This window comes from Streptomyces sp. NPDC006552 (assembly GCF_040611655.1).
Lineage (GTDB): Bacteria > Actinomycetota > Actinomycetes > Streptomycetales > Streptomycetaceae > Streptomyces.
In genome coordinates this window covers 85,444-111,832 of sequence record NZ_JBEXOS010000001.1, presented here as the reverse complement: position 1 = coordinate 111,832, position 26,389 = coordinate 85,444, and the positions used below count along the sequence as shown (strand labels likewise).

The window sequence follows — 26,389 nt, the reverse complement described above, 5'->3', positions numbered from 1 at the left end:
GGCGACCAAAGTGGAGACCAAGGGCGCCAAGAGCGAGCAGACGCGGGCGCTGATCCTGGAGACGGCGATGCGGCTGTTCCGGGAGCGGGGCTACGACAAGACGACGATGCGGGCCATCGCGCAGGAGGCCGGGGTCTCCGTCGGCAACGCGTACTACTACTTCGCGGGCAAGGAACACCTCATCCAGGGGTTCTACGACGGGATCGCCGCCGAGCACGAGGCGGCGGTCCGGTCCGTCCTGGACACGGAGACGGAGTTGCAGGCGCGGCTCGCCGGGGTGCTGCGGACCTGGCTGGAGATCGCCGAGCCGTACCACGAGTTCGCCGCCCAGTTCTTCAAGAACGCGGCCGATCCGGACTCGCCGCTCAGCCCGTTCTCGGCCGAGTCGGAGCGAGCCCGGGAGGCCTCCATCGCGCTGCACCGCGAGGTGCTGGCCGGCTCGAGGACCAAGGTCCCGGCCGAGCTGGCGCAGATCCTGCCGGAGCTGATGTGGCTCTCCCAGATGGGGCTCGTCCTCTACTGGGTCTTCGACAGCTCCGAGGGCCGCGAACGCAGCCGGCGGCTCGCCGAGCGCGGGGCCCGGCTGACGACGCGGGGGGTGGCGCTCGCCCGGTTCCGGGTCCTGCGGCCGCTCGTCCGTGAGGTGCACGAACTGTTCATCGACTTCCTGCCGGGGATGACCCGCGGCGGTACGTCGTGAGCGGACCGGACGGGCCTGGTTCGCGGCCGGGGGCGGGGCGCTGACGGGGCCGGGTCGTCCTGGCCGGAGCGGGCCCCTCTGGTCTTTACCCCCGCTTGGGCCGGTACCGTCGCGGGATGCCTGGCACCACCGCATTTCCCGACCCCTCGCACCTCAGCCGCCGCGGCGCCCTCGGCATGGGCCTCACAGCGGCAGCCGCCCTCGCCCTGCCCGCGCAGGCCGCGTCCGCCGCGTCCCCGGCCGCCGTGCCCGGGGGTGAGCGCCTCGCTGCGTCCGGGGTGCAGGTGCGGCGTCGCGCGGGCGCGCCGAAGCTGCCGAAGCTCGCCGCGAAGGCGTGGCTGGTCGCCGACGGCGACAGCGGCGAGGTGCTCGCCGCCTACGGCGCCCATCGGGCGCTGCCGCCCGCCTCGACACTGAAGATGCTCTTCGCGGCCACGGTCCTGCCCGCGTTCCCGCACGATCTGAAGCACCGGGTGACCGCCGCGGACCTGGCCGGGATCCCGGCGGGCTCCAGCCTCGTCGGCATCCAGGCCGGGACCACGTACACCGTCCACCAGTTGTGGCAGGGCGTCTTCCTGCGCTCCGGCAACGACGCCGTGCATGTGCTCGCCTCGATGTACGGCGGGGTCGCGAAGACGGTCGCGGCGATGCAGGCGCGGGCGGCGGACCTCCGGGCCGGCGACACGCACGTGGTCAGCCCGGACGGCTTCGACCACCCGGGCCAGCTCTCCTCCGCGTACGACCTCACACTGTTCGCCCGCGCCGGCCTGAAGAACGCGGACTTCCGCGGCTACTGCGGCACGAAGGCCGCCGCCTTCCCCGCGGGCGGCGGCAAGTCCTTCCAGATCCAGAACACCGACCGCCTGCTCACCGGGCAGGGCGTCGCCGCGTACGACGGTCTCATCGGCGTCAAGAACGGCTACACCTCGCACGCGGGCAACACCTTCACCGGCGCCGCGACCCGTGGTGGCCGCACGCTCCTGGTCACCGTCATGCACCCCGCGCCCGGGTACGAGGCGGTCTACCGGGAGACCGCCGCGCTGCTCGACTGGGGCTTCGCCGCGGGTGGCGCGGTGCGTCCGGTCGGCGAGCTGGTCACGCCGCTCAGCGAGCAACCGAAGGCGGCCGCGTCCCCGGCCACCGGGTCACGGGGCACGCGGGGCGCGCCGCCCGCGTCACCTCCGGTCGCCCACGACGAGGGCTGGGCCCTGGGCGGTTCGGCGACGGTCGCGGCCCTGGCGGGCGGAAGCCTGCTCGCACTGCGCCGGCGGGCGCGGCCGTCGGGGCGGCGGCGCAGGGGGTAACGACCTCAGGCTCCCGGCCCCGGCAGGACGTCCTCCGGGACGGTGTCGCAGGCGGCGAGCGCCGGATCAGGGGTCGGCAGCGCGTCTTCGGGGCGGCGGCACAGGGGGCAGCGACCTCAGGCTCCCGGACCCGGCAGGGTGACTCGGAGCCGTGGCGCAGGGGGCGGCGAGCTCCGGAGCCGGGGTCGGCAGGACATGGTTACTGCACCGGCGCGTCCGTCTCCGCCGCCTCCGGCAGCTCCACGTCGTACACCAGCGGCTCCGTGCCGACCGTGACGTGGCGGGCCAGCGACGGGAGGTGACGGTCCGTCACCGCTAGCGTGTAGCCGCCGGGGGCCGGGACCGCCACGATGTAGGAGCCGTCGGCCAGGGACTCGACGCGGTCCAGCTGGCGGCCGCCCTGGGAGATCAGGGTGACGCGGGCGCCGGGCCGCGGCGCGCCGTCCGGGGTGCGCAGGAAGCCGTGGACCACCGTCGCGCCGGTGTCCGTCGCCGCCAGGGCCGTGACCTGCGGCGCGGGCGGTTCCATGGCCTGCCGGGGCTCGACGGCGAGATGCGGCAGCCGGCGGTCGAGGCCGCGCGGCAGCCACCAGTTGGCCCGGCCGAGCAGATGCATCGCCGCCGGCACCAGCGCCGTCCGCAGGATGAACGCGTCCAGCGCGACCGCCGCCGCGAGCCCGATCCCCGCCATCGCCCCCTCCGTGTCGCCGCTGAGGACGAACGCGGAGAAGACGCAGACCATGATCAGGGCCGCGCAGTTGATGACCCGGCTGGTCTCGGCGAGGCCGACGCGGACGGCCCGCGCGTTGTCCCGCGTATGCACCCACTCCTCGTGCATCCGACTGACCAGGAAGACCTGGTAGTCCATGGAGAGCCCGAAGAGCAGGGAGAGCATGATCACCGGCAGGAAGGCCGTGATGGGCCCCTCCTTGCCGAGGCCCAGGGCCTGGGCTCCCCAGCCCCACTGGAAGACGGCGACGAGGACACCGAAGGAGGCCGCGGCCGCGATCAGGTTCATCAGCGCCGCCGTCAGCGGCACGACGAGCGAGCGGAACGCGACGAGCAGCAGCAGGAAACCGAGCCCGATGATCGTGCCGACGAAGTACGGGAGCCGCTCGCCCGTCACCGCCGCGAAGTCCTTGAAGACCGCCGTCGCGCCTCCGACATGCGCCTCCACCCCGGCCCGCGGGATCACGTCGTCGCGCAGCCGGTCGATCAGCTCGTCCGTTTCGACCGACTGCGGCGAGGTCGTCGGCACCACCTGCATGACGGAGACCCCGTGCGCGGGCGGCGCCGCCGCGACCTGGGCGACCCCCTCGGTCGTACGGACCCTCGCGACCAGGTCGGACGCGTCGGCGCCGCCCGCCACGACGACCTGCAACGGCCCGTTGAACCCGGGCCCGAACCCCTCCGCCAGCAGGTCGTACGCCTGCCGGGTCGTGGTCGACTCCTTGTGGTTGCCCTGGTCGGTGGCGCCCAGCCGCAGCGAGAGCACCGGGATCGCGAGGACCAGCATGACGACGAGCGCCGCCGCCCCGATCGTGCGCGGCCGCTTGTGCACGTACGCCGACCAGCGCGCCGCGAGACCGTTCGCCTCGGCCGGCTCGGGCCCCTGCGCGGCGAGCCTGCGACGACGGCGGCGGCCGAGCACGCGCGGCCCGAGGAGGCCGAGCAGGGCGGGCAGCAGCGTGATCGCGGCGAGGACCGACAGGACGACGGTGAGCGACGTGGCGATGACGACGCCGTCGAGGAACCGCATGTTCATCACGAGCATCCCGGCGAGCGCGATGCAGACGGTGCCGCCGGCGAACAGCACGGCCCGGCCGGAGGTGTTGAGTGCCTGGACCGCCGACTCTTCTGGTTCCAGGCCGCGTTCGATGCCCTTGCGGTGCCGGGTGACGATGAACAGGGCGTAGTCGATGCCGACGCCGAGGCCGATCAGCGAGCCGAGCAGCGGCGCCACCTCGGGCACGTCCGTGACATGGCTGAGCAGCGCCGTCGACATCAGGCCGGTGCCCACGCCCATCACCGCGACGACGATCGGCAGCAGCATCGCGAACAGCGAGCCGAACGCCAGGAAGAGCACGACCGCCACGGCCGCGATCCCGACCGCCTCCGACAGCCCCTGCGGCGGCTCCTGGGTCCGGGTGACGGCCTGGCCGCCCGCCTCCACTTGCAGGCCGTCCCGTGCGGCGGCCCGCGCGCGGTCGACGACGTCCTGCACCAGCTCCGTCGGGACCTCGTTGGCCTGCTCGACGAAGGTCACCTGCGCGTAGGCGATGGTGCCGTCCGCGCTGATCCGCCCGGGCGTCTTCCCGTAGGGCCCGGCGACCTCGCCGACGCCCTTCATCGCGGCGATGTCCCGCAGCGCGGGCTCGATCCGGGTCCGTACCGCCCGGTCCCGCACGGAGCCCTCGCCGGTCTTCCAGACGATGGTGTCCGTGTCTCCCGACCGTTCCGGGAAGGCCTTCGCCAACTGGTCGTAGGCCGTCTTCGAATCGGTGTCCGGGAGGGAGAAGACGTTCGCGTAGTCGGTGCCCGCCGTCGTGCCCGCGGCCCCGAGGCCGAACAACGCCCCCACCCACAGCACCAGGACCACCAGGCGGTGCCGGTAGCACCACCGAGCCAATGCCGTCACGTGCTCGCTCCTTGTCGACGCGTCCGTGTCCCCCGGGCGTTCTCCCAGCATCCGACGGCCGCCGCCGGTTCCCACCGGCGTGGCCGTGACTCTCAAGGAACTCCAAGGAGGCCGGCGGGCCGCCGGCGCGGATGCGCGCGGATAATCGGCCCATGACTGTCAACGGCGCGACCCCCGCGACGGTGCTTGTCGTCGAGGACGAGCCGAGCATCGCCGACGTCCTCGCGATCGCCCTGCGCTACCACCGGTTCGAGGTGATGACGGCGGGCACCGTACGCCAGGCCCTCGCCCTGACGGAGCGGACCGGGCCGGACGCGGCACTGCTCGACATCATGCTGCCGGACGGCGACGGCCGGGCCCTCGGCCGTGAACTGCGCGCCCGCCGCCCGGATCTGGCGCTGGTCTTCCTCACGGCGCGGGACGCTCCCGCCGAGGTCGTCGGCGCGCTCGGCTTCGGTGACGACTACATCACCAAGCCGTTCAACATCGACGAGGTCGTCGCCCGGCTGCAAGCCGTCCTGCGGCGCACCCGGCCCGCCGACGTCCTGCCGCAGCGGCCGCCGCTCACCTACGGCGATCTGGAGCTGGACGACGTGACGTACACGGTCCACCGGGACGGCCGCGCCGTGCAGCTGACGCCGACGGAGTACGCGCTGCTGCGCTTCCTCGTCCGCAACGGTGGCCGGATCGTGCCCAAGGAGCAGCTGCTGCGCCATGTCTGGCAGTACGAGCACGCCGCCACGGCCACGGCCGGGTCGACGGTCGTGGAGACCTACATCAGCTACCTGCGGCGCAAGCTGGACGCGCTGGGACCGCCGTTGATCATGACGCGGCGGGGGGTGGGGTATGGGCTGGCGGCGGTGGGGTGAGGGCGGGAGGGGGCGGGGGGTGACTCGGGTGACCGGGGTGAATCGGGAGGCCAGGGGGTCCCGGGTGGCCCGGATGATCCGCCGGTCCCGGGTGGCCGTCCTGGTCGGAGTGGGAGTGGGCCGGTGAAGCGGCGCCGGCGCGGAGCGCACTCGCTGCGGGCCAAGCTGACCGTCGCGAACGTCCTGCTGCTCGCCCTCGGCATCGCCGCCGCCACCGCCGTCAGCCTGATCGGCATGCGGCACTACCTCCTCGACAACATCGACGCGGAGCTGCGCGCCTCCCGCACCTCCCTCCAGCGGACCGGGATCACCCTCAAACAGGTCGAGGCGCTCAGCCAGCTGGGCATCGCCCTGGACAAGATGTCGCCGGGCGGTTCAGGGCCCGCGGGCGCGCTGCCGCGCTCCGACTCGCTCTTCGTCGCCGTCGACCGGGCCGGGCGGCCGGTCCCCGTCGGGGCGCTCCGGCCGACCGGCCGGCAGCGCGAACTGGCCGCCGCCGTCACCGACCCCGCCACCCTCGCCCGCGACCCGGCCGTCCACGACGTGCAGCTCGACGGCACCCCGTACCGCCTGGTGGGAGCCGGTCTCGCCGACGACGCCACGATCCTGTTGGCGACCTCCACCGGGGCCGTCCAGTCCGGCGTCCACCAGGCGCTACGGTTCGATCTCGCGTTCGGCGTCACGCTGTTGCTGCTGCTCGCCGTCGCCACGATGTACAGCTCGCACCGGCGCCTGCGCCCGCTGGAGGACATGGTGGAGACGGCGTCCGCGATCGCCGAGGGCGACCTGACCCGGCGCGTGCCCTCGCGCCGCGCGCCCGTCCAGGAGACCGAGCAACTGCGCCTCGCCCTCAACTCGATGCTCCACCAGGTCGAATCGGCCTTCGAGACACGCGAACGCAGCGCGGCCCAGTTGCGCCGGTTCGTCGCGGACGCCTCGCACGAACTGCGTACGCCGCTCTCCGCGATCCGCGGCTACCTCCAGCTCTACGACAAGGGGATGCTCCGCGAACCCGGCGAACGCGCCCGCGCCTGGCAGCGCGTGAACGCCGAGACCGACCGCATGCAGCGCCTCGTCGACGAACTGCTCACCCTCGCCCGGCTCGACCAGCGCCCCGAACTCCGGCTGCGCCACGTCGACCTGAGCCGCCTCGTGCGGGACGCCGCGGATGATCTGCGGATGCAGCAACCGGAGCGCCCGGTGACCGTGGCCGCCGACGGGGCGGTACTCGTCCGCGCCGACGAGTCGGGCCTGCGGCAGGTCCTGGGCAACCTCCTCACCAACGTACGCGTGCACACGCCCGCGGAGACGGCCTGCGCGCTGTCCGTGACCCGCGAGGCGGGAACGGTACGGCTGGTCGTCACCGACGAGGGCCCCGGTCTCGCCGCGGAGGACGCGGCACGCGTCTTCGACCGCTTCTTCCGGGCCGGCGGGGGCGCGGGCAGCGGGCTCGGCCTGGCCATCGTGCAGGGGGTGGTGCGCGCGCACGGAGGCGAGGTCCGGGCGGACACGCGGCCGGGGGCGGGCCTGACGGTGACCGTGGAGCTGCCGGGGGTGGGGGCGAGGGCGGGGTGAGATCGGAGGGGTGGGAGGCCAGAGAGTGCGCAGGCCAGAGAGTGCGCAGGCCAGAGAGTGCGCAGGTCAGAGAGCAGGGAGGTCAGGTGTGGGGTCAGAGGCGTGTCCTGTGGTCCGGGTCAGGAGCGGAACCAGGGACGTGCGCCGTGGCCCGGGTCAGGAACGGACCAGCGCCCACACCGTCTTGCCGTAACGGCCCCGGTGCCACACCCCCCACGCCTCCGCGAGCGCGTCGACCAGATGCAACCCCCGGCCGCCCTCGTCGTCCGGTGCGCGCGGCGACCTCAACTCGGGTTCCGCCGCGGACTCGTCGGACACCTCGATGAAGCACGAGCCGTCCGCGAGCACCGTCACCGCGATCTCGAACTCCCGCTCGCGCGCCGGCCCGTGCCGGATCGCGTTCGTCGCCAGCTCGGAGACGAGCAGGAGGGCGGCGTCGAGCGCGTCGGCCGGTTCGGTGTGCCCCCAGACCGCCAGATGATCGCGGACCCGTAACCGCGCCACCCCGACCGAGGCCGGATGCCGGGGCAGTCGGAACGCCCTGCGGCGCAACACACGTAGCCACCTCCTCCACTCCGTGAACACAGGTTCGACACATCATGCAGCGCCGCGACCGCTCTGTGCGCCACCCCGTTCGCTTTTCCCCCACCACAATCCGGTCAGATCCAGCCGCGCATCCGACACCGGAAGCCGCCCATCCGATTCCGCGGGACGCACCAGCTGTCAGGCCTGCTTCGAGGCCAGCTCGACCACCGTGATGTCCGAGGGAGCGCCCACCCGGACGGGCGGCCCCCACGCTCCGGCGCCCCGGCTGACGTAGAGCTGGGTGTCGCCGTAACGCTCCAGGCCCGCCACGGTCGGATTGGCCAAGTCAGCGATGAAGTTGCCGGGCCACAGCTGACCGCCGTGCGTGTGCCCCGACAACTGGAGGTCGACCCCGTGGCGCACCGCCTCGTGGACCATGACCGGCTGGTGGGCGAGGAGGATCGCGGCACGGGAACGGTCGCGGTCGCCGAGGGCCTTGGCGTAATCGGGACCCTCGCCGTAGTTCTCGCCGCTGATGTCGTTGACGCCGGCGAGGTCGAAGGCGCCCATCTCGACGCGGGCGTTCTCCAGCGGGCGCAGCCCGATCTCGCGCACGTGGGCCACCCAGGGGTCGGCGCCCGAGAAGTACTCGTGGTTGCCGGTGACGAAGTACGTGCCGTGCCGAGCCCGCAACCGCGCGAGCGGAGCGACCGCCGGGGCGAGGTCCGCCACGCTCCCGTCGACCAGGTCACCGACGACCGCGATCAGATCGGGTTGCGTGGCGTTGATGGTGTCCACCACCCGCTCTGCGAACCCCCGTCCGAGCACGGGCCCGAGGTGGATGTCACTGACCACCGCGATCCGGAATCCATGAGCCGCCCGCGGCAGTCGCGCCAACGGCACGGTGACCCGCTTCACCTTCGGCCCCCGCATCACCCCATAGGTCCCGTTCCCCACGACCCCGACAGCGGCGACAGTGGCTGCCGCCCCCACGGCCCGACCGAGGAACAACCGCCGACTGGATCCGCCTACCCCTACGGGCTGTCCCGCGACGCCGACACCGGTGGCGGCTTCAGCGGCCTGCGGCGAGGTCTCGACTCGAGGCGGGATCGAGGTCTCGACTCGAGGCGGGATAACGGCTCGGGGCGAGATCTCGACTCGAGCCGGGGTGTCGGCCCGGGGCGGGGTGTCGGCCCGGGCCGGGGCGTCGGCGGAGGCCGGGGTATCGGCGGCTGGCGCGTGACCGGGCGTACCGTCCAGGCGTCCACCTCGGCCGCGGTAGCGGCAGCGCACCCGCCACAACAACGGCCGCACCACCTCCCCCACCAGCAACGCAAGCAGCAAGTACATCGCGAGCGCCATCCACAGGAACCCCGGCCACGCCAGCACCCGCTGCACCAGGAAGGGCACCCCGGCCCGCTCAGCGACCAACCCGGCGACCATCAGCACCGGCCCCGCCACGAACACCGCCGTGCCCAGCCGCCTCGGCCACCCGGGCCCCGCCGTCGTGTCCCGCACCAGGCGGCGCCACACGTAGTAGTGCAGCCCCGCCAACACCGCCAGCGCGACAAGGGCGACCAGCACAAAGACAACGACCACGACCCCGCCTGCCCGTTCGTTCGTCCGTCTGTCCGTCCGCTACGCAGTCCGCCGCACGGTCACCCGCACCGCACTGCGCTATGAAGTGCGCCGCAGAGCACGCACTCCGCGGAACCCGATGACGCCGACCACCGTCCCCAAGACAAAGGAGACGACGGCGAGCGTCAGATGCACAAAGAAGTACGCCGTCGGGTCACCGGCATCGTCGAAGGCGAGGCCGCTGCCGTCCTTCCACAGGTTCTTGACGAAAGTGATCCAGATGATCCAGCTCCACACCCCGAAGGCGAGCAGGAACCAGGAGACGGGACGGCTGAGCTTCATGCCTTCAGTATCGCCAGCCGCTTTCGTGCACCGCCGCCGGGGTGGGGCCGGGGAGACACAGAACACCTCGGCGGCGACTTACGGGCCGGGTACATGTACGTTCTCGACCGTGCCTGCCTCCCATGCGTCGTACATGTCATACATGCAGAAGCTCACCCGGCCGAGGCCCTCGGGGCCCGCGCGCGTGAAGGGTCCACTGCGCTCCACCTTGCTCACGGCCACCGCGGTCCTGCTCAGCGTCTCGGCCCTCTCCCTGACGACCGCGCTGCCCGCGTCGGCCACTTCTGCCGTTTCGGCCGCGGACAAGCCGGACGCCAAGCCGACCAAGGGCGCGGCGGACAAGGCCGACCCGCCGTCCGACATGTCGACGATCGGTGGCGACCTGCTCGGCAAACCGGGTACCCAGGTGAACCTGGGCGCCGGCGCCCCCGTCCTGCCCAAGGACCTGACCGCGAAGTCCTGGATCGTCACGGACGCCGAGTCCGGCGCCGTCCTCGCCTCGCACAACGCGCACTGGGAGCTGCCCCCCGCCAGCACCCTCAAGATGCTCTTCGCGGACACGCTCCTCCCCAAGTTCCCCAAGACCTCGACGCACAAGGTCATCTCCTCCGATCTGGCCGGGATGGGCGCGGGCTCCAGCCTCGTCGGCATCAAGGAAGACTTCACCTACTCCGTCCACGACCTGTGGCTCGGCGTCTTCCTGCGCTCCGGCAACGACGCCGTACACGTCCTGTCCGCCATGAACCACGGCGTCTCCCAGACCGTCGCGGACATGCAGGCCCACGCCGAGGAGCTCCAGGCCAACGACACGCACGTCGTCAGCCCCGACGGCTACGACGCCCCCACCCAGCACTCCTCCGCCTACGACCTCACCCTCTTCGCCCGCTCCGGCCTGCAGAAGGCGGACTTCCGCGAGTACGCCGCCACGGCCACCGCCCAGTTCCCCGAGGCGCAGAAAAAGGGGAAGACGACCAGCCGCTTCGAGATCCAGAACACCAACCGTCTCCTCACCGGCGACGTGGGCCTCGACGCCTACAAGGGCATCGCCGGCGTCAAGAACGGCAACACCACCAACGCCGGCGCGACCTTCACCGGCGTCGCCGAACGCAACAACAAGGTCCTCCTCGTCACCGTCATGCACCCCGACACGAAGGAGAGCCACGCGGTCTACAAGGAAACCGCCCGCCTCCTCGACTGGGGCTTCCAGGCCGACGGCAAGGTCACCCCGGTCGGCACCCTCGTCCCCCCGAAGAGCGCCGAACCCTCCGCCTCGGCCACCGCCCAGGGCGACGCGGGCCCCGCCAAACCCGCCGCCCACGCCGCCGTCTCCACGAAGCACTCCGGCGGCATCGGCACCGCCCTGGCCATCGCCGCCGGCGCCCTCGCCGTCCTGGCCGCAGCAGCCTTCACCGTCCGCAAAAAGTGGCCCACCCGCACTAAACCCTGACCCTGATCGCGGGTTGCGCACAGCTGGGCCGGGGTGCCCCGGGCCCGGGCCTGGCTGGACCGGGAAGAGCGCGCCGGGCTAGCGATCCAGACCGGGCCAGGTTGGAGGCGGGGGCCGGTTGGGGGCCGGGCCTGGCTGGGGCCAGGTCAGGTCCGGGGGCTGGGCCGGGCTATTCCGGGTGGGAAGGCGCCGGTCCGGAGGATGCTGGGCTGGCTACGTCGGACCGGTTGGGAAGGTCGGATGTGGCGAGACAGAGCCGAGTTGCGATTGGCCAGCCCCGGTCCGCTCTACCCCTGCTCTCCAAGACCCATCACTTCCCCCGCGTGAACCTCTTGCCAGACGCAGCCCCCGCCACCAGCGTGCTCCCCTCGGTACCCACCCCAGCAGCGCCCCCAATGGTCCCACTGCTCCCAGCCCCAGAACCAGAGCCACTCACCCTCGCCTCGACATCGGAAGCGGCCTGAGTCCCGCCGGCCCCGCTGCCACCCCCAACCCCAGCAGCGCCTACACCCCCGCGCCCCTCCGAACCATCAGACCCCGCGTCCCCCTCATCCCCCTCCCGCGCGCCAGCGCCCCCCGTCGCGGTCCACGCCGAACAGAACAACACCAGCTTCGCCAAGAAGTTGATCCACAACAACAACGCGACCGGCGTACCGAACGCCCCGTACATGCTCTTCGCTGCCACCCCCTTCATATAGCCGCCGAGCAGAATCTTCAGCAGCTCGAACCCGGCCGCCCCAATGAGCGCCGCCGTGAGCAGGTCCCGCCGCGGCGGCTCCACCCCGGGCAACAACGTCAGCACGTACAACAGCACCAGGAAGTCCGCCAACACCGCGATCCCGAACGCCAGAATCTGCAGCAGCGCCCCGCCCCATCCCCCGCTGTCGATCCCCAACCGCGCCGTGGTCCACTCCACGGCCGTGGACGCCGCCGTCGACGCCACCAGCGAAGCGAGCCCCGCTCCCCCGAGCCCCACCAGCACACCGGCGTCCTTGAGCTTGCGCAGGACCGGATTCTCCTCGCTGTCCGGCAGTTCCCACACGGTCCGCAGGCACTCCCGCATCGAACCGACCCATCCGACACCGGTAAACAGCAGCAGCGCTCCGGCCACGACCCCGATCGTCCCCGCGTTGTCGATCAACGCCCCGAGGTCCAACTGATCCGCGATCCCCGGCACCTGGTCGCTGATCTTCGATTCGAGTCTCCGCTGCTGACTCGCGCCGAGTGTGCCGGCCGCGACCGCCGCCGCCACGGTGATGAGCGGAAACAACGCCAGGAAGCTGATGAAGGTCATCGCCGCGGCCAACCGAGTCCAGTGCACCTCGTCAAGCCGCTCATAGGCCCACCAGGCATGGGTCCGCATCAACCGGGCCACCAACGGCCCGACAACGGGGAGCTTCTTCAGCCAGTCCATGATCCCAACCTGCCCCGATCCACCGGTTCGACCTGCCTCACCCCGACCGGATCCTCGCCGGCCGGGCCCTCCCCGGCCGACCCCATGCCGACCGACTCCCTACCGGCCGGCCCCTTGCCAGTCGGCCCCACACCAACTGGCTCTATGCCTGTCGGCTCCACCCCGACGCACTCCATGCCTGGCGGCCCCATACCGGCCGGGCCCTCACCAACCGGTCTCTCTCCGTCAGGTCTCTCTCCGTCGGACGTCTCACCACCCGGTCTCTCCTCCGCCCTCGCACCGAAGGCCAGAGTCCGAGTACCCCAGAAACGCACCACCGTGGCCAGCGCCATACCCACCCCCGCCCCCGAGACCGTGTCCGCCCGCGGCGACGTGAACCCCAGCACGTAGTGCGACACCGCGATGCACACCAACTGCACCAGCGCCCCCGCCACATTCACCACGAAGAAGACCCCGTACTGCCGCAGCCGTGACCCCTCGGCCACCTGCTTCCGGTACGTCCCCAGCGCATTCCCCAGGTACGCCACCGAGCAACCGGCCACGAACGACAGTGCTTTGGCAGAGATCGGGTCCATGCCGACCGGCCCGCGTAACCACACAAAGAGCCCCAGGTCAGCGGCGTACGCACAAGCTCCCGCCACCGCGAACCCCACCAGTTCGGGCCCGATCTCCCGCAACCGTCCCCGCACTCCACCCCGTGTCTCCACCGGCTTCAGCACACTCTCCGCCCCCATGCCGACGCCTCCCTTCCAGGTCCCTTCACGCCCCCGCCCCGTCACCAGTCCGCGACCGCCAGCCCGTACATCGCCAACCACGCGAGCCCGATGACAGCCAACGCACGGTCTCTCAGGACCACGTCCTCCGGCTCCCCCGCCGTGCCCCGGTCGGCGAAGACCGCGTATCTGAGGACGGCGAGGATGAACGCCACCATCGACAACTGCCGCCACGGCAGCAGACTGCTGCGCGCGACTCCCCCTTCCTCCATCGCCCACAGGCAGTACGCGAGCACGGCCACGCCGGCCGCCAGCTGCCAGACGAACCGCAGGTAGCCACTCGTGTACTCGTTCAGCAGCGCCCGCGTCGCCCCCGCCCTGTCGGCCATCTGCACCGCCTCGGAGTACCGCTTGGCCGAGACCATGAACAGGGCGCCGAACCCCGTCGTGATCAGGAACCAGCGCGACAGCGGAATCCCGAGCGCCAGCCCGCCGATCATCGCCCGCATGAGAAACCCGGTGGTCACCACAACCAGGTCGACGACCAGCACGTGCTTGAGGCTGACGCAGTACGCCAACTGCATCGCGACATAAGCGGTCAGCAGCGCCGCCGTCACCGGATTGCAGAGCACCGCCGCGGCGACGGGAGCGAACACCGCCAGCGCCCCGCCGACCGCGTACGCGACCGATACGGGTACCTGCCCCGCCGCCACGGGCCGGTTGCGCTTCACCGGATGTGCCCGATCCGCCTCGGCGTCCCGCGCGTCATTGATCAGGTACACCGCCGAGGCCGCCACGGTGAACAACACGAAGACCACCACGAGTTGCCCCAGCGCATGCCACGAGAACAACTCCCCCGCCGCCGCAGGCGCGGCCACCACCAGGACGTTCTTCACCCACTGTTTCGGCCGCGCCGTTCTGACCAGCCCGGCCGGCAATCCAAGCGGCGTCACTCCCCTGACCGTCGACATCGGTGGTCGCTCCAGCACAGCCGTACCACCGGCCCCGACCACCACCGCGCCGGCATCCGAGATCCCGCTCCTACTAACCATCTGTTCCTCACCTCCCCGCCGGTCCCGGCCGCGCTCGTCGATCACCGCGCGCACATCCAACTCCTCTGCCACCACCATGTTTTCCGCTCCCCCTTGCACTGCATCAGTCCTCTCGATGCGCCCGGTCACCGCACCCCGCCCCCCGTCATCCAGCGCGCGCCGAGCCGAGCGGTGAGCGCGCCCAGCACCGCGCCGGCCGCCACATCAGAGGGGTAGTGCACCCCGACGACCAGCCGTGAGACGCAGACCGCCGCAGCCAGCGGCGGCACGAACTGGGACCCCACCGGACGCAGCGCCCCGTACGCCACTGCCGCCGCTGCCGCCGACGTCGCGTGCGAGCTGGGGAACGAGTGCTTCCCCACCGTGCGCACCAGCGGCTCGTGTCCCTTGTCCGCTGTCGGTCTCGGCCTGCGCACCACCCTTTTCACGCACATGCTGGCTACGTGCGCCCCGGCGGTGAGGGCCGTCCCTCGCAGCCACGCCGTCCGCCGCTCGCGGTCGGCAGCCGCTCCCACCAGACCGGCCGCCAGCCAGAGGGCCCCGTGTTCACCCGCCCAGGACAGCGTCCGCGCCGCCGCAGCCACACGCCGGTCGGTGCCACAGTCGCGCAGTGCCGAAAGCAATCGGCGATCCATGTCATCCATGCGGCCCACTTTGGTACCTAAATCATCTTTAACTTGAGCAATATAAGATGACACCCTATTAATCACTCATTTCAGTGACCAATGGGAACGTTTAGGGTTAATGGTCCTTCTATGGACGATACGGTCGCGCCCATGGCTGCCGACCCTGTCTCCACCCCCGTTTCAGTACCTGTACCTGTCGCCGCCCCTGTGTCCGGCCCTTCCTCCTCCGCCGGGCCGGACTCCTCGGCCCCGTCTGCGCTCCGACCCGCCCCGCTCGCCCCTTCGGCGTCGTCCCCCGCCGTGGTCCCGACCGTGCCTTCGGCCCTGGGGTACGACACCGTGCCGGTCACAGGCTGGGGTCGTACCGCCCCGACCGCCGCGCACATGGTGCGCCCCCGCTCCTACGAGGAGACCGTGGCAGCCATCCAGGAATGCGCCGTTCCCGGTCGGCGGGGCGGCATCGCGCGTGGCCTGGGACGCGCTTACGGTGACGCGGCTCAGAACGCGGGCGGCGCCGTCCTCGACATGACCGGCCTGGACCAGATCCACGCCATCGACGCCGCCAACGGCACCGTGCTGTGCGACGCGGGTATCTCGCTCCACCGGCTGATGGAGGTGCTCCTTCCTCTCGGCTGGTTCGTCCCCGTCACCCCCGGCACGCGTTATGTCACGGTCGGCGGCGCGATCGGCGCCGACATCCACGGCAAGAACCACCACGTCTCCGGCTCGTTCTCCCGTCACGTCCTGGCACTGGAACTCCTCACGGCTGACGGCGAGATCCGGATCGTCGAGCGCGGCACCGAACTCTTCGACGCCACGGCCGGTGGCATGGGGTTGACCGGAGTCATCCTCACGGCCACAGTGCAACTCCAGGCCGTCGAGACCTCGCTGATGTCCGTAGACACCGAACGCGCCACGGACCTCGACGATTTGATGGCCCGCCTCACCGCCACCGATCACCGCTACCGCTATTCGGTGGCCTGGATCGACCTGCTGGCCCGTGGGGCCACGATGGGTCGCTCCGTCCTGACCCGCGGGGACCACGCGCCGCTGGATGCCCTGCCTGCGCGCGCACGTCGAGCCCCCTTGGCCTTCCGCCCCGGCCAGCTGCCTTCGGCCCCTTCCTTCTTGCCCGAAGGTCTCTTGGGGCGGACGACCGTCGGCCTCTTCAATGAGCTGTGGTACCGCAAGGCGCCCACATCCCGCGTCGGCGAAATCCAGAAACTGTCGACCTTCTTCCACCCCCTCGACGGCGTCCCGCACTGGAACCGGATTTATGGACGCAGCGGTTTCGTGCAGTACCAATTCGTGGTCGGGTACGGAAAAGAAGAAGCCCTCCGCCGCATCGTGCAGCGCATCTCGGACCGTCGCTGCCCTTCGTTCCTCGCAGTACTCAAGCGCTTCGGTGACGCCGATCCCGGCTGGCTGTCCTTCCCGATGCCGGGCTGGACCCTCGCCCTCGACATTCCCGCGAATCTTCCTGAACTCGGCCCGTTTCTCGATGAACTCGACGAGGAGGTGGCCGCGGCGGACGGACGCATCTACCTCGCCAAGGACTCCCGGCTACGCCCCGAACTCCTCTCTGCCATGTATCCACGGCTGGAGGACTTCCGCTCCCTGCGCGCCCGGATGGATCCGAACGGCGTGTTCCGCTCAGATCTTTCACGGCGGTTGCGGCTTTGAGTCGCGCCTCGAGCCAAGCCGTTTCAACCGCTTCTCCCCTCCCTACGCGAGAGTGCCCGCCCACCTTTCCACCGCGCTTCACCGACCCATCCGAAAGAACTGCGCGCGCATTGCTCTCTCGATACTCCACTTGACCCACCCGCCCCTCCGGCACGGTCTCTCCGCGCCCTCGTCACTTTTGATACACCGCTCGAACCGATCAGGTTCCCGATCGGAATCCTCGATTTCCGCACCGGCGCGCTGCCGGTCCACGCCCCGGGCAGATCACAGCTCAGCCCCGCCGCATTGGAGTTTGGTAGTCATGAAGGACGCCTTCGGCACCCCCCAGTCCCTGCTCATCCTCGGTGGCACGTCCGAGATCGCACTCGCGACGGCCCGTCGGCTGGTCGCCCGGCGCACCCGCACCGTGTGGCTCGCCGGCCGCCCCTCCCCCGCGCTCGAACGCGCCGCAGCGGACCTGCGTGACATTGGGGCCGACGCTCGTACCGTCGCGTTCGACGCGTTGGACTCGGAGTCCCACGAGGAGACCCTCGGCAAAGTCTTCGCCGAAGGTGACATCGACATGGTGCTGCTGGCGTTCGGCATCCTCGGCGACCAGGCCCGTGACGAGGGCGATCCGATGGCGGCGGTACGTGTCGCGCAGACCAATTACACCGGCGCCGTCTCGGCCGGACTGATCTGCGCACGCGCGTTGCAAGCTCAAGGTCACGGGTCGTTGGTCGTGCTGTCGTCCGTCGCGGGAGAGCGGGCACGCCGCGCCAACTTCATCTACGGATCGAGCAAGGCAGGGCTCGATGCCTTCGCGCAGGGGCTGGGCGACGCCCTGCACGGCACCGGGGTTCACGTCATGGTGGTGCGGCCGGGGTTCGTCCGGTCGAAGATGACGGCGGGCATGGCCGAAGCGCCCATGGCCACGACACCTGTGGCGGTGGCGCTGGCCATCGAAACCGGACTGCGACGCCGGTCGGAGGCGGTCTGGGTGCCGGGCCCCCTGCGGCTGGTCATGTCTGCACTGCGGCATGTGCCGCGGCCGGTCTTCCGCAGGCTGCCCGTCTGATACTCAATGGCGCGGCAAAGGGCGCCGGCCCGTGCGCTCCGACTCGATCCACCGTCACCGACGGGGTGCCGACGGTTCGGCTCAGCGTGCGGGCTGTCGGCGTCCGCAGTTCGAACGGTCAGGCGCCTGGCTGGGGAGCGTCGGCTTGCCGAAGGTAAAATCCCGCAGCCTGCGCCAGATGCCGTCCGCGCCCTGCTCGTACAGGGCGAAGCCGTTGCAGGACCAGGCCGCCTCGTAGTCGGCGAGTTCCTCGAACGCACGGTCCATCGCCTCCTCGGCGATGCCGTGCGCCACGGTGACGTGCGGGTGGTACGGGAACTGCAGTTCGCGCGCGACGGGGCCCGAGGCGTCGCGCACCTGCTTCTGCAGCCAGGTGCAGGCTTCGGCGCCCTCGACGACCTGCACGAACACAACGGGTGACAGCGGACGGAAGGTTCCCGTCCCCGACAGACGCATCGGGAAGGTCCGTCCGGTGCCCGCGACCTCTGCCAGGTGGGCCTCGATGGCCGGCAGGTCACCGGCTTCCACCTCGGTCGGCGGGAGCAGGGTGATGTGCGTGGGAATGCCGTGTGCTGCGGCGTCACCGAAGCCCGCACGCCGCTCCTGAAGCAAGCTGCCGTGAGGCTCCGGGACCGCGATCGAAACACCGATCGTTACGGTCCCCACGTCGTACTCCTGTCGTCGTGTGGTGGGCGTGCGGGCGGGACGTGCGGCTGGGCCGGTTCAGTGCTTCGCAGGCAGGAAGCCGACCCGCTCGTACGCCTGGGAGAGAGTCTCGGCGGCGACGGCCCGGGCCTTCTCCGCCCCCTTGGCCAGGATCGAGTCGAGCGTCTCCGGGTCGTCCAGGTATTCCTGGGTGCGGGTCCGGAACGGCGTCACGAAGTCCACCATGACCTCAGCCAGGTCCGTCTTCAGCGCACCGTACATCTTGCCCTCGTACTTCTGCTCCAGTTCCGGGATACCGGTTCCGGTGAGGGTGGAGTAGATGGTGAGCAGGTTGCTGACACCCGGCTTCTTCTCCGCGTCGTAGCGGATCACCGTGTCGGTGTCGGTGACTGCGCTCTTCACCTTCTTGGCCGTGGTCTTCGGCTCGTCGAGGAGGTTGATGAGCCCCTTGGGAGTCGATGCCGACTTGCTCATCTTGATCGACGGGTCCTGAAGGTCGTAGATCTTCGCCGTCTCCTTCAGGATGTACGGCGCCGGGATCGTGAAGGTTTCCCCGAAGCGGCCGTTGAAGCGCTCGGCCAGGTCGCGCGTGAGCTCGATGTGCTGGCGCTGGTCCTCGCCGACCGGGACCTGGTTGGCCTGGTAGAGGAGGATGTCCGCGACCTGGAGGATCGGGTACGTGAACAGACCGACCGTGGCGCGGTCCGCCCCCTGCTTGGCGGACTTGTCCTTGAACTGCGTCATACGGCTCGCCTCGCCGAAACCGGTGAGGCAGTTCATGATCCACCCGAGCTGGGCGTGCTCGGGGACGTGGCTCTGGACGAACAGCGTGCAGCGGTCCGGATCGAGGCCGGCCGCCAGGAGCTGGGCCGCCGCGAGGCGAGTGTTCGCCCGCAGCTCCGCCGGATCCTGCGGAACCGTGATCGCATGCAGGTCCACCACCATGTAGAAGGCGTCGTGAGACTCCTGCAGCGCCACCCACTGGCGGACCGCGCCGAGGTAGTTGCCGAGGTGGAACGAGCCTGCGGTGGGCTGGATACCGGAGAGCACGCGGGGACTTTCAGAGGCCATGCCCCTCATTCTCTCAGGTGTCTCTCATAGCTCGGCCCCAGGTGCTCGGCGCGTGCACATCGCGTGTGCACGACGTGCGCGCAGGCCCAGGCCGAATCGTCACGGACAGTGAGAACTTGTGCGACGCGAGTGGGAACCGATCACCGTCGGCCGGTGTATCAACGGCGTGAGGACACAGGGGGAAGTCCTGGAGGGGGGCCGCGCCGTCGACGAGGGAGCGGTGATCGCTCGCGTGCGCGCCGGAGAGCCGGAGGCGTACGCGGAGCTGGTCCGCGCTTTCACCGGCGTCGCTCTGCGCGCGGCGGTGGCGCTGGGCGCGGGAGCGGACGCGGAAGACGTCGTGCAGCAGTCCTTTTTCAAGGCATACAGCAGCTTGGGGCGGTTCAAAGACGGCTCGGCCTTCAGGCCGTGGCTGCTCAAGATTGTCGCCAATGAGACGAGGAACACAGTGAGATCGGTCGGGCGGCAGCGCTCGCTTGCCAGCCGGGAGGCCGCGATGATCGAGGCCGAGCCGTTGATACCGGAGTCGGCTGATCCGGCGACGGCGGCGATCGAGAGAGAGCGCCGATCCGCGCTGCTCCGTGCGCTGGAGCTGTTGAGCGAGGAGCATCGGCTCGTCGTCACCTACCGCTATCTGCTGGAGATGGACGAGTCGGAGACGGCGCAGGCGCTCGGCTGGCCCCGGGGCACGGTCAAGTCCCGGCTCAATCGTGCGCTGCGCAAGCTCGGCGAACTGTTGCCCGGCACCGGGTGTGAGCCTGCCTCGGTACCGACGCAGCGGTCGCGCGGAGGAGGTGAGGGGCGTGGACGGGCGACGCGGTGACGACGTGGGGCTCCCCGAGGAGCTCCGCTCGCTGGGCCGTCTCCTGGAAGGTCCGGACGGCGCGGGCGAGACGATGGCCGAGCGTGTGCTGGCGCAGATACTGGCTGAGCGCGTGCCCACGCCGGTCGCCGGGCCACCGGGCCCCCGGCGGCCCGTTCGCGGGATACGGCGTTGGGTGCGGCTGCGTTGGCGGGCACTGACCGCTGCGCTGTGCGGCGTGGCCACGATCGTCGTGGTCACGCCTCCCGTGCGGGCGACGGTCACGGACTGGTTCGCCCTCGGTGAGGTCGAGGTGCGTTATGAGCCTTCGGCCGTGCCGTCGTCGGAGACTCGGGTTCCCGGGTGCGGGGCCGCCCTCCCTCTGGAACAGGCTGTACGTCAGGCCGGTTTCACACCGCTGCTCCCTGCCGAGCTGGGCGCGCCCGACGCGGTCGCAGTCACCCGCGAGTCGAACGACCGGGCTCTGTTCACCGTGTGCTGGCGGGACTCGGGCCGCACGGTACGGCTCGACGAGTATCCGGCACGCCTCGACATCGGCTTTGCGAAGACGGTCCCCGTGCAGCCGCAGTGGGTGGCGGTAGGGGGAGAGACGGGGCTGTGGTTCTCGCATGAGCATCGGCTGAGCTTCTGGATGCTCGACGAGCACGGCGATCGGTGGATCCGCCGCGAGCGTCCGGCGGCACCGACCCTGCTGTGGACACGGCAGACGCACGGTGTCGACCTCACGCTGCGTCTGGTAGGAGCCATGTCTGCGGACGAAGCGTTGAGGGTCGCCAAGTCGGTGCGCGCTGCACGGCACGGCTGAGCTGTGCCGACGGTTCCCCGGGTCAGAGGCTCGATAACGGCGGATCCGGTGGACGCCGCAAAAGGACATGCGGCGGGATCGGGAACCCAGCGTGCTCGAGCGGTGTACCAGAGGTGAACCGGCACGGAGGGGTCGTGGCGGACCGATCGGGAGGGGGTTCGGATGCATGCGGTACGGAGAGGGAGAGGGGCGACGCCGGCCGCGGTGCCGGTCGCCGCGTTGCTGGTGGTGCTGTGGAGCGTGTCGCTCTACTTCAGTGACAAGGCAGACGGCCGGTTGAGGTGGCGGAAGCCGCAGTCTTCACGGGCGGCGGCCGACGGGCCGGGGACGGTCTCGTCCGCAGCCACTGCGGTGGCCGGTGACGCCGGTTGGCGGTCGAGCTGTCCGGGGCGATCGCGGGAGCCGCGGCGGCGCTGCTGCGGCCGTTGGTGGCGCGACCTTTCGTAGCCGCTTGCCTCGGGGCACCGGATCAGAGAGCCGGGGCTCCCACAGGAGCTGTGAAGCCTGTGGCCGTCCGCTCGGTAGTTCTCGGGAGGGCTACCGACCGAGGACGGCCAGAGGCCCTGCCTCCGGCCGGAGTGGCCGGGCCGGAGGCAAGGGCGGGCTCAGGTCAGGTCGACGGACGGGTAGAGCGGGAAGCCCGCGAGAAGGTCTGCGGCCCGGTGGGAGACCTCCTCGGCGACTTTGGGCTCCAGGACGTGCTGGGCCTTGGAGGTGGCGCCCTTGCTGGTGGTGCCGGGCTCGGTGGCCGTGAGGACACGGTCGATCAGCGCGGCGATCTCGTCCATCTCGGTCGTGCCCAGTCCGCGGGTGGTCAGAGCGGGGGTACCGATGCGGATACCGGAGGTGTACCAGGCACCGTTCGGGTCGGCAGGGATGGCGTTGCGGTTGGTGACGATGCCGGAGTCAAGAAGCGCGGACTCGGCCTGGCGGCCGGTCAGACCATAGGAGGTGGCGGCATCGATCAGATTGAGATGGTTGTCCGTACCGCCGGTGACCAGCGTGGCACCGCGCCGGGTGAGGCCTTCGGCAAGGGCGCGGGCGTTGTCGACGACGGCCTGGGCGTAACCGCGGAAGTCGGGGCGCCGGGCCTCGGCGAGGGCGACGGCCTTGGCTGCCATGACGTGCGGGAGCGGCCCGCCCAGCACCATCGGGCAACCGCGGTCGACCTGGTCGGCGAGCGAGTCGTCGCACAGGACCATGCCTCCCCGAGGGCCCCGCAGCGACTTGTGGGTGGTCGTGGTGACGATCTGGGCGTGCGGCACCGGGTCGAAGTCGCCGGTGAGGACCTTGCCGGCGACGAGACCGGCGAAGTGCGCCATGTCGACCATGAGCGTCGCCCCGACCTCGTCGGCGATCTCCCGCATGATGCGGAAGTTCACCAGGCGCGGATAGGCGGAGTACCCGGCGACGATGATCATCGGCTTGAACTCGCGGGCGGTGACGCGCAGCGCCTCGTAGTCCAGCAGGCCCGTGGTCGGGTCCGTGCCGTAGCTACGCTGGTCGAACATCTTGCCGGAGATGTTGGGGCGAAAGCCGTGAGTGAGGTGGCCTCCGGCGTCCAGGGACATGCCGAGCATGCGCTGGTTGCCGAAGGCCTGACGCAGTTCGGCCCAGTCGGCCTCGGACAGGTCGTTGACGTTGCGCACGCCGGCCCGCTGCAGAGCGGGGGCCTCGACGCGGTCCGCGAGGACAGCCCAGAAGGCGACGAGGTTGGCGTCGATGCCGGAGTGCGGCTGGACGTAGGCGTGCTGGGCGCCGAAGAGCTCGCGGGCGTGCTCGGCGGCGAGGGACTCGACGGTGTCGACGTTGCGGCAGCCTGCATAGAAGCGGCGCCCGACGGTGCCTTCGGCGTACTTGTCGCTGAACCAGTTGCCCATGGCCAGCAGCGTGGCCGGGGAGGCGTAGTTCTCACTGGCGATCAGCTTGAGCATCTCGCGCTGGTCGGCGATCTCCTGGCCGATGGCGTCGGCGACCCGGGGTTCCACACTCCGGATCACGTCGAGGGCGCCGCGGAAGGCCACGGACTCGGTGGACAGGGAGGAGGAAGACGAAGTGGGCTCTGGCATGACGGACCTCCGGGACGGGTTCCCCCCGGCCCGAGCGGTGTCGGGCCCATGGGGTGGTGCACGGTTCGGCCCAGGCGCACGGCACACAGTTCGCGGGCCGCTCCCCGATGGTCGGTCCCATCCCAGCGCGCCAGTCACGGCCCTGCTCTCACAGTACCCGGCACGCCGGTGCGGGAGGTTTCCGCGTCCATGATGCGAGCGACGATAGGAAAGGGCCACAAACCCGTCTCACGCCGTAAGAGCCGCAAGGCTCGCAGAGCCGTAAGAACGGAGATCCCGTGACTTCTGTGACTCCCGCCCCCGCCGCCGATGACTCAGGTGCCGCGACGCAGGGCCTGATCGCCGCCTCCGACGCGCACAGTGCGCACAACTACCACCCCCTGCCGGTCGTCGTAGCAACGGCGGACGGCGCATGGATGACGGACGTCGAGGGACGCCGCTATCTGGACATGCTCGCCGGCTACTCCGCGCTCAATTTCGGGCACGGGAACCGGCGGCTGATCGAGGCCGCGAAGGCACAGCTGGAACGGGTGACGCTGACCTCCAGGGCGTTTCATCACGACCGCTTCGCGGAGTTCTGTACGCAGCTGGCCGAGCTGTGCGGCATGGAGATGGTGCTGCCGATGAATACCGGGGCGGAGGCGGTGGAGACCGCGGTGAAGACCGCCCGGAAGTGGGGGTACCGGGTCAAGGGGGTGCAGGACGGGCGGGCGCGGATCGTGGTCGCGAGCGACAACTTCCACGGCAGGACGACGACGATCGTCAGCTTCTCCACGGATCCGGAGGCGCGAGCGGATTTCGGGCCGTACACGCCGGGGTTCGACATCGTTCCGTACGGAGACCTGGAGGCTCTCCGGGAGGCGATCACCGAGGACACGGTGGCGGTTCTTCTGGAGCCCATCCAGGGTGAGGCGGGAGTGCTGGTCCCGCCGGCCGGCTACCTCGCGGCGGTGCGGGAGTTGACGCGCGAGCGGAACGTGCTGTTCATCGCGGACGAGATCCAGTCGGGGCTCGGCCGCACGGGGCGGACCTTCGCCTGTGAGCACGAGGGTGTGGTGCCCGACATCTATGTACTCGGCAAGGCCCTCGGGGGTGGAGTCGTGCCCGTCTCGGCGGTCGTGTCCAGCAAGGCGGTGCTGGGAGTCTTCCGACCGGGCGAGCACGGGTCGACCTTCGGCGGCAATCCGTTGGCGTGCGCGGTGGCGCTGGAAGTGATCGCGATGCTTCGCACCGGGGAGTTCCAGCAGCGGGCCACGGAGCTGGGCGACCACCTCCACGCCGAGCTGCGGTTGCTGGCCGGGACGGGCAAGGTCACGGAGGTTCGGGGCCGCGGACTCTGGGCCGGTGTCGACATCGACCCGGCGTACGGGACGGGCCGGGAGATCTCGGAGAAGTTGATGGCGCGGGGTGTGCTCGTGAAGGACACCCATGGTTCCACGATCCGGATCGCTCCGCCCCTGGTGATCAGTAAGGAGGACGTGGACTGGGGGCTCGACCAGCTCCGTGCGGTACTCGGCGCCTGACCGGTGGCGCCCGGAGAGATCCGAATGTTCCTTGACATCTGAAGAGTGGAAATGCCCTCGGCGGGCCCCGGACCGGTGGGAGGGAGTCCGGGGTCGGGAATGAGCGCCCGGGGGCCAGGGACCGGCCCCCGGTTCTCGGGCGGGGCCGGAAGGCGGGGCCGAATCCACAACGGTTCGACCCCCGTTTCACCCCTGGCCCGCCCGGTCTGCGCGCGCCCGGGCCGAGCGGGCCGGACCGCTAGAGGATGACGTGCGGCAGGAATCGGGCGTACTCGTCCGTGACCGGTCCTGCGGACTCCCGGATGCCGAGACCTGCCGCCTCGTTCTCCACGACCCAGGCGCCGAGCACCACCCGGTTGCCATCGAAGTCGGGAAGCGGGCACAGCTCTTGGTAGCAGCACGCCTCTTGGCCCCCCGCCGGCCCAGTGGCGCCCTCACCCGGCGCATGGAGGGTGACCCCTGCTCCTTCGCGGCCGAGGAGGGGCTTGGCGACGTAGCCGGTGGTGGCGGCGAGTTCACGCGGGCCGTCCAGATAGGCCGGAAGGAGGTTCGGGTGGCCTGGGAAGAGTTCCCACAGCGCGGCCAGAAGGGCCTTGTTGGACAGCAGCATCTTCCAGACGGGTTCGATCCAGAGGGTGGTGCCGGTACCGCCACCGTTGTCGAGGGTCTCCAGGACGTGGGGGGCGAAGCGGTCGGTGGTGAGCCACTCCCAGGGGTAGAGCTTGAAGCAGCTGCGGATGAAGCGGAGCCTCTTGTCGACGAAGCGCCGCGACAGCGGGTCCCAGCCGATGTCCTCCACCGAGATGGCCTCGGTGTCCAGCCCGGCCTGTTCCGCGGTCTCGCACAGGTAGGCAACGGTCATCAGGTCCTCGCCGAGTTCGTCGGCGGCCGAGTGCGCGAAGTGCAGGGGGCTGCCGGGCGGCAGGAGCGGGGCCTGTTTCTTCCAGGCGTCGACCAGGCGCTCGTGAAGGGAGTTCCACTGGTCGGCACCGGGGAAGCGCTCCTCCATCCAGAACCACTGCGGGCCGGCGGCTTCGACGAGGGAGGTGGGCGTGTCGGCGTTGTACTCCAGGAGCTTTGCCGGGGCTCCGGTGCGGCCGTCGTAGTGAAGGTCGAATCGCCCGTAGACGGAGGGGAGTTCGGCGCGCCGGTGCCAGGCCTCCCGGATGAGGGAGACCAGCTGCGGGTCGGTGATGCCCAGGTCGGCGAGGCGGTCCTCGGCGACGAGGTGATCTGCTGCGACCAGGCACATCTCGTGCAGCTCTTCGACGACCTCCTCCAGGGCCTCGACCTCGGACAGGGAGAAGGAGTAGTAGGCGCTCTCGTCCCAGTACGGGCGCAGGGAGTCGTCCGGGTACCGGGTGAGCGGATAGATCAGCCCCTGCTCCTCGACGGTCTGCTGCCAGCCGTCGCGTGGCTGGATGGTGTGGCGTCGCATCCGGTTCAGCCGCCTCCGGAGCCGGAGCCCGAGCAGCCGAAGCCGCCCCGGTCGACGGCTTCGCTGCGGCTGAAGGTGCCGTCGTCGGCGCGGCGGCCGCTGACATCGGCGTCGTAGTACCAGGCGCCGTCGACCCGGCCACTCTTGCTGGTACCGCTCGCGCTGCCACCTGTCCCGGCACCGCTCTTGCGGCCCTTACCGGTCGAGCTCTTACCCGAGCCGTTCTTGCAGTACTGGTCGCTGACGATCTTGTACCCGTTGGCCGATTCGTAACTGTCCCGGTCCACGCAGCGCCGGTCCGGGTCGGAGCTGCAGGAGGTCAGGGCTGCGGCCAGCACGCCCATGCTGCCGAGCACCACCGTGCTCGACCGCAGTCGCCGTCGTTTCTCCGCCATGCGTCGTATCCCCCCGTCTGCCTGCTGATACCCACCGCCGTGCAGGACCGGCACCGTGGGACCGGCCGCGACTTGT

At 70.7% G+C, this 26,389-nt stretch carries 22 protein-coding genes, 1 pseudogene and 1 riboswitch; of the genes and pseudogenes, 10 read left to right on the top strand and 13 right to left on the bottom strand.

Annotated elements, in window-relative coordinates; genetic code table 11:
* The first annotated feature begins 10 nt into the window (after positions 1–10).
* Together ABZY33_RS00440 and ABZY33_RS00435 are read left to right on the top strand one after the other, a co-directional pair.
* On the top strand, positions 11–700 hold the full coding sequence (locus ABZY33_RS00440; RefSeq protein WP_356489340.1) for a TetR family transcriptional regulator: 690 nt from the start codon (positions 11–13) through the stop codon (positions 698–700).
* A 116-nt stretch (positions 701–816) separates the two neighbouring features.
* On the top strand, positions 817–2,004 hold the full coding sequence (locus ABZY33_RS00435; RefSeq protein ID WP_356489183.1) for a D-alanyl-D-alanine carboxypeptidase: 1,188 nt from the start codon (positions 817–819) through the stop codon (positions 2,002–2,004).
* A gap of 199 nt (positions 2,005–2,203) precedes the next feature.
* On the opposite strand, the gene ABZY33_RS00430 is transcribed toward ABZY33_RS00435, so the two are convergent.
* Positions 2,204–4,633 (bottom strand): MMPL family transporter, encoded by a 2,430-nt coding sequence (locus ABZY33_RS00430; protein ID WP_356489339.1) that lies wholly within the window; start codon positions 4,631–4,633, stop codon positions 2,204–2,206.
* Between the two features lie 161 nt (positions 4,634–4,794).
* Between ABZY33_RS00430 and ABZY33_RS00425 the strand changes: the two genes are divergently transcribed.
* Together ABZY33_RS00425 and ABZY33_RS00420 are read left to right on the top strand one after the other, a co-directional pair.
* Positions 4,795–5,511, top strand: coding sequence for a response regulator transcription factor (locus ABZY33_RS00425; RefSeq protein ID WP_356489182.1), 717 nt, complete (start codon positions 4,795–4,797; stop codon positions 5,509–5,511).
* Positions 5,512–5,634: 123 nt separating this feature from the next.
* A complete protein-coding gene (locus ABZY33_RS00420) occupies positions 5,635–7,086 on the top strand; it encodes a HAMP domain-containing sensor histidine kinase (RefSeq protein ID WP_356489181.1) in 1,452 nt (483 codons plus the stop codon).
* Between the two features lie 156 nt (positions 7,087–7,242).
* Here the strand turns inward: ABZY33_RS00420 and ABZY33_RS00415 are convergent, their stop codons facing one another.
* The 3 genes from ABZY33_RS00415 to ABZY33_RS00405 form a co-directional block, all read right to left on the bottom strand.
* Positions 7,243–7,641, bottom strand: a complete 399-nt coding sequence (locus ABZY33_RS00415; protein ID WP_356489180.1) for an ATP-binding protein — start codon at positions 7,639–7,641, stop codon at positions 7,243–7,245.
* Positions 7,642–7,809: 168 nt separating this feature from the next.
* Positions 7,810–9,210 (bottom strand): metallophosphoesterase, encoded by a 1,401-nt coding sequence (locus ABZY33_RS00410; protein WP_356489179.1) that lies wholly within the window; start codon positions 9,208–9,210, stop codon positions 7,810–7,812.
* A gap of 78 nt (positions 9,211–9,288) precedes the next feature.
* Positions 9,289–9,531 carry a hypothetical protein gene (locus tag ABZY33_RS00405; RefSeq protein WP_356489178.1) on the bottom strand — a complete coding sequence of 81 codons (243 nt, stop codon included), beginning with the start codon at positions 9,529–9,531 and terminating at the stop codon, positions 9,289–9,291.
* A gap of 142 nt (positions 9,532–9,673) precedes the next feature.
* Between ABZY33_RS00405 and ABZY33_RS00400 the strand changes: the two genes are divergently transcribed.
* Positions 9,674–10,978 (top strand): D-alanyl-D-alanine carboxypeptidase, encoded by a 1,305-nt coding sequence (locus ABZY33_RS00400; RefSeq protein WP_356489338.1) that lies wholly within the window; start codon positions 9,674–9,676, stop codon positions 10,976–10,978.
* 310 nt (positions 10,979–11,288) lie between these two features.
* On the opposite strand, the gene ABZY33_RS00395 is transcribed toward ABZY33_RS00400, so the two are convergent.
* From ABZY33_RS00395 to ABZY33_RS00380, 4 genes and pseudogenes are all read right to left on the bottom strand, one after another.
* The gene (locus tag ABZY33_RS00395) at positions 11,289–12,392 is read right to left on the bottom strand and encodes a YihY/virulence factor BrkB family protein (protein WP_356489177.1); all 1,104 of its coding nucleotides are present in this window, start codon (positions 12,390–12,392) and stop codon (positions 11,289–11,291) included.
* Between the two features lie 281 nt (positions 12,393–12,673).
* Positions 12,674–13,081: pseudogene (locus ABZY33_RS00390) on the bottom strand (GtrA family protein); the annotation flags it as partial.
* An 86-nt stretch (positions 13,082–13,167) separates the two neighbouring features.
* On the bottom strand, positions 13,168–14,076 hold the full coding sequence (locus tag ABZY33_RS00385; RefSeq protein WP_356489337.1) for a decaprenyl-phosphate phosphoribosyltransferase: 909 nt from the start codon (positions 14,074–14,076) through the stop codon (positions 13,168–13,170).
* Positions 14,077–14,282: 206 nt separating this feature from the next.
* Positions 14,283–14,801: a phosphatase PAP2 family protein gene (locus ABZY33_RS00380; RefSeq protein ID WP_356489176.1), complete on the bottom strand. Its 519-nt coding sequence runs from the start codon at positions 14,799–14,801 to the stop codon at positions 14,283–14,285.
* A 366-nt stretch (positions 14,802–15,167) separates the two neighbouring features.
* On the opposite strand from ABZY33_RS00380, the gene ABZY33_RS00375 reads away from it, so the two are divergent.
* Together ABZY33_RS00375 and ABZY33_RS00370 are read left to right on the top strand one after the other, a co-directional pair.
* Positions 15,168–16,466: an FAD-binding oxidoreductase gene (locus tag ABZY33_RS00375; RefSeq protein WP_356489336.1), complete on the top strand. Its 1,299-nt coding sequence runs from the start codon at positions 15,168–15,170 to the stop codon at positions 16,464–16,466.
* A gap of 301 nt (positions 16,467–16,767) precedes the next feature.
* Positions 16,768–17,523 carry a decaprenylphospho-beta-D-erythro-pentofuranosid-2-ulose 2-reductase gene (locus ABZY33_RS00370; RefSeq protein ID WP_356489175.1) on the top strand — a complete coding sequence of 252 codons (756 nt, stop codon included), beginning with the start codon at positions 16,768–16,770 and terminating at the stop codon, positions 17,521–17,523.
* Positions 17,524–17,604: 81 nt separating this feature from the next.
* Here ABZY33_RS00370 and ABZY33_RS00365 read toward each other — a convergent pair whose 3' ends face one another.
* Together ABZY33_RS00365 and trpS are read right to left on the bottom strand one after the other, a co-directional pair.
* Positions 17,605–18,189 carry a 2'-5' RNA ligase family protein gene (locus ABZY33_RS00365; protein ID WP_356489174.1) on the bottom strand — a complete coding sequence of 195 codons (585 nt, stop codon included), beginning with the start codon at positions 18,187–18,189 and terminating at the stop codon, positions 17,605–17,607.
* A 57-nt stretch (positions 18,190–18,246) separates the two neighbouring features.
* A complete protein-coding gene (gene trpS, locus ABZY33_RS00360; RefSeq protein WP_356489173.1) occupies positions 18,247–19,260 on the bottom strand; it encodes a tryptophan--tRNA ligase in 1,014 nt (337 codons plus the stop codon).
* A 220-nt stretch (positions 19,261–19,480) separates the two neighbouring features.
* On the opposite strand from trpS, the gene ABZY33_RS00355 reads away from it, so the two are divergent.
* Both ABZY33_RS00355 and ABZY33_RS00350 read left to right on the top strand, forming a co-directional pair.
* The gene (locus ABZY33_RS00355) at positions 19,481–20,083 is read left to right on the top strand and encodes a sigma-70 family RNA polymerase sigma factor (RefSeq protein ID WP_356489172.1); all 603 of its coding nucleotides are present in this window, start codon (positions 19,481–19,483) and stop codon (positions 20,081–20,083) included.
* Complete coding sequence (locus tag ABZY33_RS00350) at positions 20,064–20,888, top strand: hypothetical protein (RefSeq protein ID WP_356489171.1); 825 nt, start codon at positions 20,064–20,066, stop codon at positions 20,886–20,888. The genes ABZY33_RS00355 and ABZY33_RS00350 overlap by 20 nt, the downstream gene beginning before the upstream one ends.
* Before the next feature lie 605 nt (positions 20,889–21,493).
* Here ABZY33_RS00350 and ABZY33_RS00345 read toward each other — a convergent pair.
* Complete coding sequence (locus ABZY33_RS00345; protein WP_356489170.1) at positions 21,494–22,957, bottom strand: glycine hydroxymethyltransferase; 1,464 nt, start codon at positions 22,955–22,957, stop codon at positions 21,494–21,496.
* A 61-nt stretch (positions 22,958–23,018) separates the two neighbouring features.
* Positions 23,019–23,105, bottom strand: a riboswitch (ZMP/ZTP riboswitch).
* Positions 23,106–23,244: 139 nt separating this feature from the next.
* Between ABZY33_RS00345 and rocD the strand changes: the two genes are divergently transcribed.
* Positions 23,245–24,480, top strand: coding sequence for an ornithine--oxo-acid transaminase (gene rocD / locus ABZY33_RS00340; RefSeq protein WP_356489335.1), 1,236 nt, complete (start codon positions 23,245–23,247; stop codon positions 24,478–24,480).
* A 238-nt stretch (positions 24,481–24,718) separates the two neighbouring features.
* Here rocD and ABZY33_RS00335 read toward each other — a convergent pair whose 3' ends face one another.
* Together ABZY33_RS00335 and ABZY33_RS00330 are read right to left on the bottom strand one after the other, a co-directional pair.
* Positions 24,719–25,918 (bottom strand): glutathionylspermidine synthase family protein, encoded by a 1,200-nt coding sequence (locus tag ABZY33_RS00335; RefSeq protein WP_356489169.1) that lies wholly within the window; start codon positions 25,916–25,918, stop codon positions 24,719–24,721.
* Between the two features lie 5 nt (positions 25,919–25,923).
* Complete coding sequence (locus tag ABZY33_RS00330; RefSeq protein ID WP_356489168.1) at positions 25,924–26,313, bottom strand: hypothetical protein; 390 nt, start codon at positions 26,311–26,313, stop codon at positions 25,924–25,926.
* Positions 26,314–26,389 lie beyond the last annotated feature (76 nt).